The sequence below is a fragment of the Streptomyces sp. NPDC050636 genome, assembly GCF_040654775.1.
Classification (GTDB): Bacteria; Actinomycetota; Actinomycetes; order Streptomycetales; family Streptomycetaceae; genus Streptomyces.
In genome coordinates, this window is record NZ_JBFAIP010000176.1 from 1 (window position 1) to 7,146 (window position 7,146).

The following is a 7,146-nucleotide window of genomic DNA, read 5'->3' on the forward strand; positions in this document are numbered from 1 at the left end:
GAAGGTCGTCGGTGGGCGCCGGTCGGCCGGCGGCTGGGTGGCGTGCGTGCGGAGCCGTCCGTCGGGCGGCTCCGCGTATGGGGCGTCGGGTTCAGTCGGTGATGTACCAATTGTTTTTGAGGTACTGCAGGGTGTAGCTGCCGAGGTCGCTCTCGGAGAAGGTGGCGGAGGCTCTGACCGCTTCGACCGGCATCTCGATCTTGTCGGGTGTGTGCACGGCGATGCGTTGTGGGTCGACCGTCGCGGTTTTGAGGGCCTTCTTCTGTGCGGGCGAGATCATCTGAAACACGGTGGTGTACGTCGAGGTGCACGGGCCGAGCCCTTGGTCCTGTGCCTTCTTCGCGGCGGGCCCGGCCACTTCGCAGACCGTGTCGATGTCCTGACGGCCCAGGGCGTGGAGGTACTGCTCGTAGCGCTGGATCGCGCCCTTTTTCGTCCTGGGCGCAGGCTGGTTGCCGGTCGGGGTGGCCGACGGCTTCTCGGTCCGAGCGGGCACGGACGGCGTGGGCGACGGCTCTTGGGCCCGCGTGGACGCGGACGGCTGCGAAGGCTTCGCGTCCGTGTCCTCCTTCGCCTTGTCCGGACCGCACGCGCACGCCACCGCCGCCACACAGGCCGATACCGCCACGCTCATCATCGTCCGCGCTTTCATTCGGTCCCCTCACCACCAGCCGACAACACCTTAAAAGGTCACGCAGGATCCGGGGCAATGGTTCCCGAGCCGGCCCAGGCGGACGCCGGCCGGTTCACGGGAGGGCCCCGAGTCCGCGTGTGCCGCTACGCGAGGCCGGGGGCGCCGCCGCGGCGAAGGAACGTGATGGCAGAGGACGAGCCAGGGCACTGGGCGGGGCATCGGGCAGAGCCGGTTCCCGCCGCCGAGTGGGAACGCCCTCGCAGAGCATCCCGTCACAGTTGCTCTGAGCTAGAGCACCTCGTCACAGTTGCTCTGAGCTAAAGCACCTTGTCACAGCTTCTCTGAGCTGCGGTGATGTCCCACAAGCCAGAGCCGATGCCAGTCGACCGGCCTGGTTCGCGACCCGGAATCGCGGTTGCGACCAGATCACTCCGTTACGGGCAGGCACTCGGCGAGAAGGCCGACGACGTCGCGCCAGGCTCGCTGCGCGTGCTGTGGGTGGTAGCCGACGCCGGGGAGCACGGTCTGGTCGACCGGCGGGTGGTGGAAGGCGTGCAAGGCGCCGCTGTAGACCACGAGGCGCCAGTCGACACCCGCGGCCTGCATCTCGGCGGTGAACGCGTCCCGTTGAGCGGGCGGCATGATCGGGTCTTCCGATCCGACGCCGGCCCATACCGGGCAGCGAATGCGCGCCGCCTCGCCCGGTCGGCCCGTGGTCAGTGCGTTGACTGTCCCGATCGCGCGCAGGTTGACGCCGTCGCGCCCGAGTTCCAGCACGATTGCGCCCCCGGTGCCGTAGCCGACGGCGGCGATCCGGTCGGGGTCGGTCCGCGGTTCGGCGCGCAGCACGTCGAGCGCCGCGTGGCCGATGCCCCGCATCCGGTCGGGGTCGGCGAGCAGGGGGGTCGTGTGCGCCAGCATCTCCTCGGGGTCGGTGAACCAGCGCCCGCCGTTGATGTCGAAGGCCAGTGCCACGTACCCCAGCTCGGCGAGGGCGTCGGCCCGGCGGCGCTGGAAGTCGTTCAGCCCCGGCCCCTCGGGTCCGACCAGGACCGCGGGCCGGCGGTCGACACCGGCCGCGAGGGCGAGGTGCCCGATCATCGTTAGGCCGTCGGCCGGGTACTCGACCGTGCGTGTGGTAACCGTCGTCATGAGACTGGACTGTAGGGATCGTCGAGCCCGGTCGGGCCAGTGTTCACCGCTGGCAGAACAGCGCGGGTGTGCCTCTGAAATGCGGCGACGGCTCACAAGATCCGTCACAAACCCCGTTCCCGCGCCAGTACTTCTGCCCAGACGGCATCACCACGGGGAACGCCCGTATCAGTAGCTCCTGCTCCGAGTCGTACAACAACCCGCCGCAGAGCCACACCCCCCGAGAACGAGTTCAAGGGCTCTACGAACCTCCATCACCCCACCTCACACCACACCCAGCCCACCCCCAGAGAAAAGGGGTTCCCGCAGGCTCCGTACCTCTGACAGCTCTGGTGGTACCGCGCGCACCGACCGACGTCTTTGGGTGCACGGTTCAGTGGCACAGCGCTCGGTGCACTCGATGTGGGTGTGGTCATGGTGGACCCTTCTCTCTAACCTCATGGCAATCCGCCGGGGCGCGATGGCATTCCTCAGTCGACCTGGAGCTCACGATCGGGCCGGCACGGGTCACATGGATGGACGCCGGCGGCCAGGTCCGCCGCCTCGAAGCCCACCTCAACGAGGTCCTGGGCGAGGTCGCAGCTCGCGCAGCCAACCGCGAGCTCATGGCCGCCCAGCTCAACCCTGACCCGGCTCGACGAGAGGAGTGAAGTCAGGAAACATTCCCCACCGTTTCGTCCCACCGTTTCGGTGTCTCATGAGACACCGTGAGGTCTGCCTGACATGCGAGATGCCGTGTTCCTCGGGGCGAACACGGATCTCTTGTCTGGCGGTAGTGCTGAGACAGAGGCTTGGCGTCACAGCGGTGCCAGGATCATCAGGACTTCGTCGCGATCGTCCCCGGGGGCGAGGCGAAGAGCGCCCGGCCAACGGCCGATCTCCTTCCAACCGAGGCGGACGTAGAAGTCCTCCAGCCCCACGCCGCCGCGTGCAGCCAAGTGGAGTTGTTCCAGCCCCATCCCGTCGCGGGCGATGTCACGAACGTGATTGATGAGAGCAGCCCCGATGCCGCGGCCCCGCAGGCTCGTCCGTGTCTGGACATGGTGGAGCGTGCCCCAGTGGGCGATGAGCTCAAAGGGATCACGCCGAACATTCAGCCACCCGACGAGGTTGCCGTTGATCGATGCGACCACGAGGCGGCTCGTCTCAGGGGCGAGGCCCGCGACGAGGGAGTCAACCGCAAGGGCGACCTTGCTCGCATCGATGGGCGGGAAGGGAAACCCTGCTGCCCCGCCGGCGTTGGTGACCTCAATCCAGCATTCGATGAGTGCTTGCCTGAGCTCCGGCGTGACGTCACCTGGGGCTGTGACCTGTCGCAGGTCGAGGGGTCCGCTGTTCATGCAGGAGATCCTTGCACCCGGCACTGTGCGGTGAGACATCTCAAAACCGTGGGGAGATCAGGTCAGAACCTCTTCGCGGCCGTTGAAGCAAAAGGACGCCCAGGCGTGGCCAGAGCGAGTCTGATGGGTCGGTGACGGACCGCGTCACGGATCGGTCTCAGCCGAGTGGGGCGGGGTGACTTGTCCGATGCGCAGTGGGCTCGGCTGGAACCGTACCTGCCGAGGAACACGGGGCGGGGCGGGCGGTGGAAGTGCCACCGCAAGGTGATCAACGGGATTGTGTTCCGTTTGCGCACGGGTATTGCGTGGAGGGATCTGCCGACCCGGTTCGGCAGGTGGCAGACCATGTATGACCGCCATCGCAGATGTTCAGCGGACACCGTCGCAGCGATGCGTCTGTGGCTGCGAACGTGAGCCACCGGACAGTTCTTAGGGACGGCCGTAGCGGTCTTGGGCCGCCAGGACGGTGTCCGCGTGGGCCGCGGCCCACGCGCCCAGCGCGCGGATCGGAGCGAGCAGGGCGGTGCCGGCCTCGGTGAGGGTGTAGTCGACGCGGGGCGGGGCCTCGGCGTAACGGCGGCGCTCCACCAGGCCGTTGTACTCCAGCCGACGCAGCGCCTCGTTCAGCACCTTGGGGCTGATCCCGCCGATCCGGGCCAGCAGCGCCCGCGGCCGCATCGAGCCCCCCTCGCCAAGGACGAAGACCACCACGCTGTCCCAGCGGTTGGCCAGCACTTCGAAGGCGATCCGGGCCTGGCAGTCCGCCGCGAACGGATCCCCGCCCAGGTCGTCCATCTCATCTGGCTCTCGCTGCGCTCCGAGCTCTCCCATGGGGACATCCTGCCGTGTCGATACCTACCAAGCGGTGTGCATCGGCCCGCATAGCGTCCCCGGCATGACATCCCACAACGCGAACAACGAGAACAACGCGAACACCACAACCAGGAGCAGGACGATGCGCATCGGCATTCTCGGTACGGGCGCCATGGCGGCGGCGCTGGGCGGGGCCTGGGTACGGGCCGGACATGAGGTCATGGTGGGTGGCCGGGACACCGCGGCCACGGCCAGGACGGCGGCCGGTATCGAAGCCGCTGGCCATGGCAGCCTGGCCGAGGCGGCGCGGTACGGCGAGGCAGTACTGGTCGCCGTACCCGCGGACGTCGCACCGCAGTTGGCCAAGGAACTGGCCCCGGCTCTCGCCGGGCGGACCGTACTCGACTGCACGGTGCCGATGGCCCCCGCCGCCGACGGCCCCGCCCTGACCACGGCCGGCGGCACGGACTCGGTCGCCCAACGCCTCGCGGCCGCCGCACCGGACGCCCACGTCGCCAAGGTCTTCGGCATCCCGCACGAGAGCATCTGGACCCTGCCACTGCCGGCCTTCGAGGGTGCGCCGCTGGCCGTGCCCTTCTGCACGGACGCCCCGCTCGCCGCCGCTGTGACAGCAGAGCTGATCACCTCAATGGGCTGCGCCCCGCTGCCCTGCGGCGGCCTGCACCGCGCGGCACTGCTGGAGGCGGCCGCGGTCTTCGCCATCGGAGTGTGGTGGTCCGGTGGCGAGGCCCGCCACGCCTTCCCCGCCCCCGCACTGGCCCCTGGCGCCGTAGACGACGCGCCCTAAGCTTGTTATTTAACCTGTGACCTCGAACGTCGTCTCGTACGTGCTCACTCGTTGGGGGATTCCCAGGGCACGCTGACGGCCCCCGCATGATCCTGCGTTCCGCCACGGAATCAGATTCATACGAAGGCCGCAGAGGTGAGTTTGCTGAACCACGATGCCCGGCGGGACGCGTTCGACTTCACGTCACACTTCCGGGACGGCTGCGCGGTCGGCCCGGTCCGCGCCGCCGGATCCTCAGGCCCTCCAGCACGGGGACGAACATGGGGCTGTCGCCCCGCTGGCCCGGCGACGTCTGACAGGACAACGGGCAGGCCCGGTCGTCGGCCAGCAGATGAATCTTGCTGGTCATCCCGCCCCGCGAGCGCCCCAGCGCCTCACACCCATCATCTTTCACACGCGCGCCGCCCCCTTTTGCGGGAAGTCGCGCGGCGTTCAGCAGGAAGTCCAGCACCAGAGCGGCCTGAGCTTCGACCACGAAGACGCTGCCGGTGTGACCGAGATGTGTCAGCGCGTTGTGGGGGGGGCGGTCAACCTTCCTCAGCCTCCACCGTTCCTCGGCGTCGGCCATGTGCGCGGCAATCCGCCCCGCCTCACTCGTCGTACGCCGGAAGCCTGGCCATCAGGCCGAAGGTGACCTGGTGCGGGCCCAGGGTGACCCCGGTGTAGTCGTGCAGCAGCGCCAGGGCACGCAGGTTCGGCGACAGCCCGCTCTCCGGGTCGAAGAAGCCTGCCCGGCCCATCTCCGGCACGAGCCGGTCGGGGTCCTCGCCCCGCTGCTCGTGCCGGAGTTCGGGCTGCCGCGTGTCGAACTTGGTGATCAGGGTCCCGTCCACCCAGTGCTCGACGAAGCCCAACGAGTCGCCGTTGTAGCAGCCGATCAGCCGAGTGCCGCGCGACGCGGCCGCGAGGCGCTCGTCGTCGAAGGCCCAGGTGCTCGCCGGCTCGAAGGCGAAGGCCCAGTCCCCGGTGACGCCGCCGTGCAGCGCGCCGAAGTCCCAGTAGTCCTCCAGCGCCTCGTCGCGCAACGCCTCGGCCTCGGCCTCGTCCTCCGGCTGCCGGATGCTCTCCGGCTCACCACCGATGCGTACGAGCACATCGCGGCCGGTCAGGCCCTGGACCAGGGTCAGGCTGTGCGCCATGTGCATCTCGGCGATCCAGGCCAGCGGATTGGTCATCGTGCGGTGTGCGTGAGGAAGTGCGACCAGGCGGCCGGGGTGACGGTCAGGTGGGTGACGTGGGGGCTCTTGGAGTCGCGGATGTGGACCTCGTGCGACTTGCAGAAGCAGGTGGAGATCTCCACGCATTCGCCGCTTTTGCCGCCGCTGTACGTCGACTTCTTCCAGCCATAGGCGACTTCGAGGCGGTCGCCGCCCGAGCCGCCGCTGTAGCTCGACTTAAACCGGGCGAGTTCCTCAGCGGAATTCATCGCTTCCCCAGCTTCCCTTCGATCAGATCCAAGGACTTGCGTTGCTCCGGAATGACTCGGTCAGCTGCCATTCACTCACGGGTGCTGTTCCTCTCGGTGGTGCCTCCGGCCCAAAGCGGTAATCAAGCCGGGTGTGGTCCGGACAATTCCATCACAGGTCGGCAGCGCCGTGCCCGGATGGGGAGTTCACCCGGTGCCAGATCACGCGACGGCGGGCGTGAGCGGTCTACCTCCCCAGCGGATGCCCTTCTCGCCGCGGATACGGGCGCGCTCGCGGCGTTGGGCGGCCAGCACATCGGGGTGGCGGGCGTTCGCGTTTCGCCAGCGCAGGTAGCGGTGCAGTTCACGGGTCTGGACGGTGTGGTTGGGGTGGTGGGAGTTGGCCAAGGTGAACTGCCGCAGCGGTCCGAAGTGTGCCTCGATCGGGTTGGCCCAGGAAGCGTTGGTCGGAGTGAAGCACAGCACGACGCGATGCTTGTTCGCCCAGGTGCGGATCGTGGTGCCCTTGTGGGCGGAGAGGTTGTCCATGATCACGAACATTTGGGCGCCATCCGGGCGGGCGGCGCGGATCGATCTCAGCGCGGCCAGCGGCTGCGCGGCACCTTTGTGGCAGCGGTTGACGCCCCACAGTGCGTCGTCGCCGATCGAGTAGCAGCAGTGGGAATAGGGCACGCCGTGGGTGCGGCGGTAGGTCGCCGGGAGGCGGTCGGGGCGACCGTGGTTCGCCCAGCAGGAGCCGGCGTCCCGCCGCACCCGGGAGGAACCTGATTGCTCTCCACCGAACGACGTCGTCACTGTTCATCACACTCGACTCCGGCGGTTCCTGCAGCGTCGATGGCCAACGAAGTCGCGGACCTGCGCTGAGCCTGCGCCTACAGCGGCGATGAGGCGCCACGGAGCGTACGCTCAGCCTCCCGCAAAAGGACTGCCAGGGCGGACTCGTCAACACCCATCAGATCGGCGACCTCCAAGA

The 7,146-nt window shown here is 68.4% G+C and carries 8 protein-coding genes and 3 pseudogenes; 3 read left to right on the plus strand and 8 right to left on the minus strand.

Annotated features, from left to right (window positions below):
• Positions 1–91: 91 nt before the first annotated feature.
• Both AB0I10_RS39565 and AB0I10_RS39570 read right to left on the minus strand, forming a co-directional pair.
• Positions 92–652 (minus strand): hypothetical protein, encoded by a 561-nt coding sequence (locus tag AB0I10_RS39565; RefSeq protein ID WP_363157594.1) that lies wholly within the window; start codon positions 650–652, stop codon positions 92–94.
• A gap of 408 nt (positions 653–1,060) precedes the next feature.
• Positions 1,061–1,786, minus strand: coding sequence for a dienelactone hydrolase family protein (locus AB0I10_RS39570; protein WP_363157595.1), 726 nt, complete (start codon positions 1,784–1,786; stop codon positions 1,061–1,063).
• A gap of 515 nt (positions 1,787–2,301) precedes the next feature.
• Here AB0I10_RS39570 and AB0I10_RS39575 point away from each other — a divergent pair.
• Positions 2,302–2,436 carry a hypothetical protein gene (locus AB0I10_RS39575; protein WP_363157596.1) on the plus strand — a complete coding sequence of 45 codons (135 nt, stop codon included), beginning with the start codon at positions 2,302–2,304 and terminating at the stop codon, positions 2,434–2,436.
• A 147-nt stretch (positions 2,437–2,583) separates the two neighbouring features.
• Here AB0I10_RS39575 and AB0I10_RS39580 read toward each other — a convergent pair whose 3' ends face one another.
• A complete protein-coding gene (locus AB0I10_RS39580) occupies positions 2,584–3,126 on the minus strand; it encodes a GNAT family N-acetyltransferase (protein ID WP_363157597.1) in 543 nt (180 codons plus the stop codon).
• A gap of 165 nt (positions 3,127–3,291) precedes the next feature.
• Between AB0I10_RS39580 and AB0I10_RS39585 the strand changes: the two are divergent.
• Positions 3,292–3,504 (plus strand): annotated as a pseudogene (locus AB0I10_RS39585) (transposase); the annotation flags it as partial.
• 51 nt (positions 3,505–3,555) lie between these two features.
• Here the strand turns inward: AB0I10_RS39585 and AB0I10_RS39590 are convergent.
• Positions 3,556–3,921, minus strand: coding sequence for a helix-turn-helix domain-containing protein (locus AB0I10_RS39590; RefSeq protein ID WP_363157601.1), 366 nt, complete (start codon positions 3,919–3,921; stop codon positions 3,556–3,558).
• Positions 3,922–4,021: 100 nt separating this feature from the next.
• Between AB0I10_RS39590 and AB0I10_RS39595 the strand changes: the two genes are divergently transcribed.
• Entirely contained in the window at positions 4,022–4,747 is a 726-nt protein-coding gene (locus AB0I10_RS39595; RefSeq protein WP_363157598.1) for an NAD(P)-binding domain-containing protein, read from the plus strand.
• Between the two features lie 184 nt (positions 4,748–4,931).
• Here AB0I10_RS39595 and AB0I10_RS39600 read toward each other — a convergent pair.
• From AB0I10_RS39600 to AB0I10_RS39615, 4 genes and pseudogenes are all read right to left on the minus strand, one after another.
• Positions 4,932–5,117: pseudogene (locus AB0I10_RS39600) on the minus strand (IS5/IS1182 family transposase); the annotation flags it as partial.
• 220 nt (positions 5,118–5,337) lie between these two features.
• Complete coding sequence (locus AB0I10_RS39605; protein ID WP_363157599.1) at positions 5,338–5,922, minus strand: DUF6461 domain-containing protein; 585 nt, start codon at positions 5,920–5,922, stop codon at positions 5,338–5,340.
• Complete coding sequence (locus AB0I10_RS39610) at positions 5,919–6,173, minus strand: DUF397 domain-containing protein (protein ID WP_363157600.1); 255 nt, start codon at positions 6,171–6,173, stop codon at positions 5,919–5,921. Before AB0I10_RS39610 ends, AB0I10_RS39605 begins: the two co-directional genes overlap by 4 nt.
• Positions 6,174–6,374: 201 nt before the next feature.
• Positions 6,375–6,926: pseudogene (locus AB0I10_RS39615) on the minus strand (transposase); the annotation flags it as partial.
• Positions 6,927–7,146: the final 220 nt, after the last annotated feature.

Coding starts and splice junctions, on each gene's coding strand:
- AB0I10_RS39580 (WP_363157597.1), bottom strand. CDS start 3,126: ATGAACAGCGGACCCCTCGACCTGCGACAGGTCACAGCCCCAGGTGAC.
- AB0I10_RS39610 (WP_363157600.1), bottom strand. CDS start 6,173: ATGAATTCCGCTGAGGAACTCGCCCGGTTTAAGTCGAGCTACAGCGGC.
- AB0I10_RS39590 (WP_363157601.1), bottom strand. CDS start 3,921: ATGGACGACCTGGGCGGGGATCCGTTCGCGGCGGACTGCCAGGCCCGG.
- AB0I10_RS39605 (WP_363157599.1), bottom strand. CDS start 5,922: ATGACCAATCCGCTGGCCTGGATCGCCGAGATGCACATGGCGCACAGC.
- AB0I10_RS39575 (WP_363157596.1), top strand. CDS start 2,302: ATGGACGCCGGCGGCCAGGTCCGCCGCCTCGAAGCCCACCTCAACGAG.
- AB0I10_RS39565 (WP_363157594.1), bottom strand. CDS start 652: ATGAAAGCGCGGACGATGATGAGCGTGGCGGTATCGGCCTGTGTGGCG.
- AB0I10_RS39595 (WP_363157598.1), top strand. CDS start 4,022: ATGACATCCCACAACGCGAACAACGAGAACAACGCGAACACCACAACC.
- AB0I10_RS39570 (WP_363157595.1), bottom strand. CDS start 1,786: ATGACGACGGTTACCACACGCACGGTCGAGTACCCGGCCGACGGCCTA.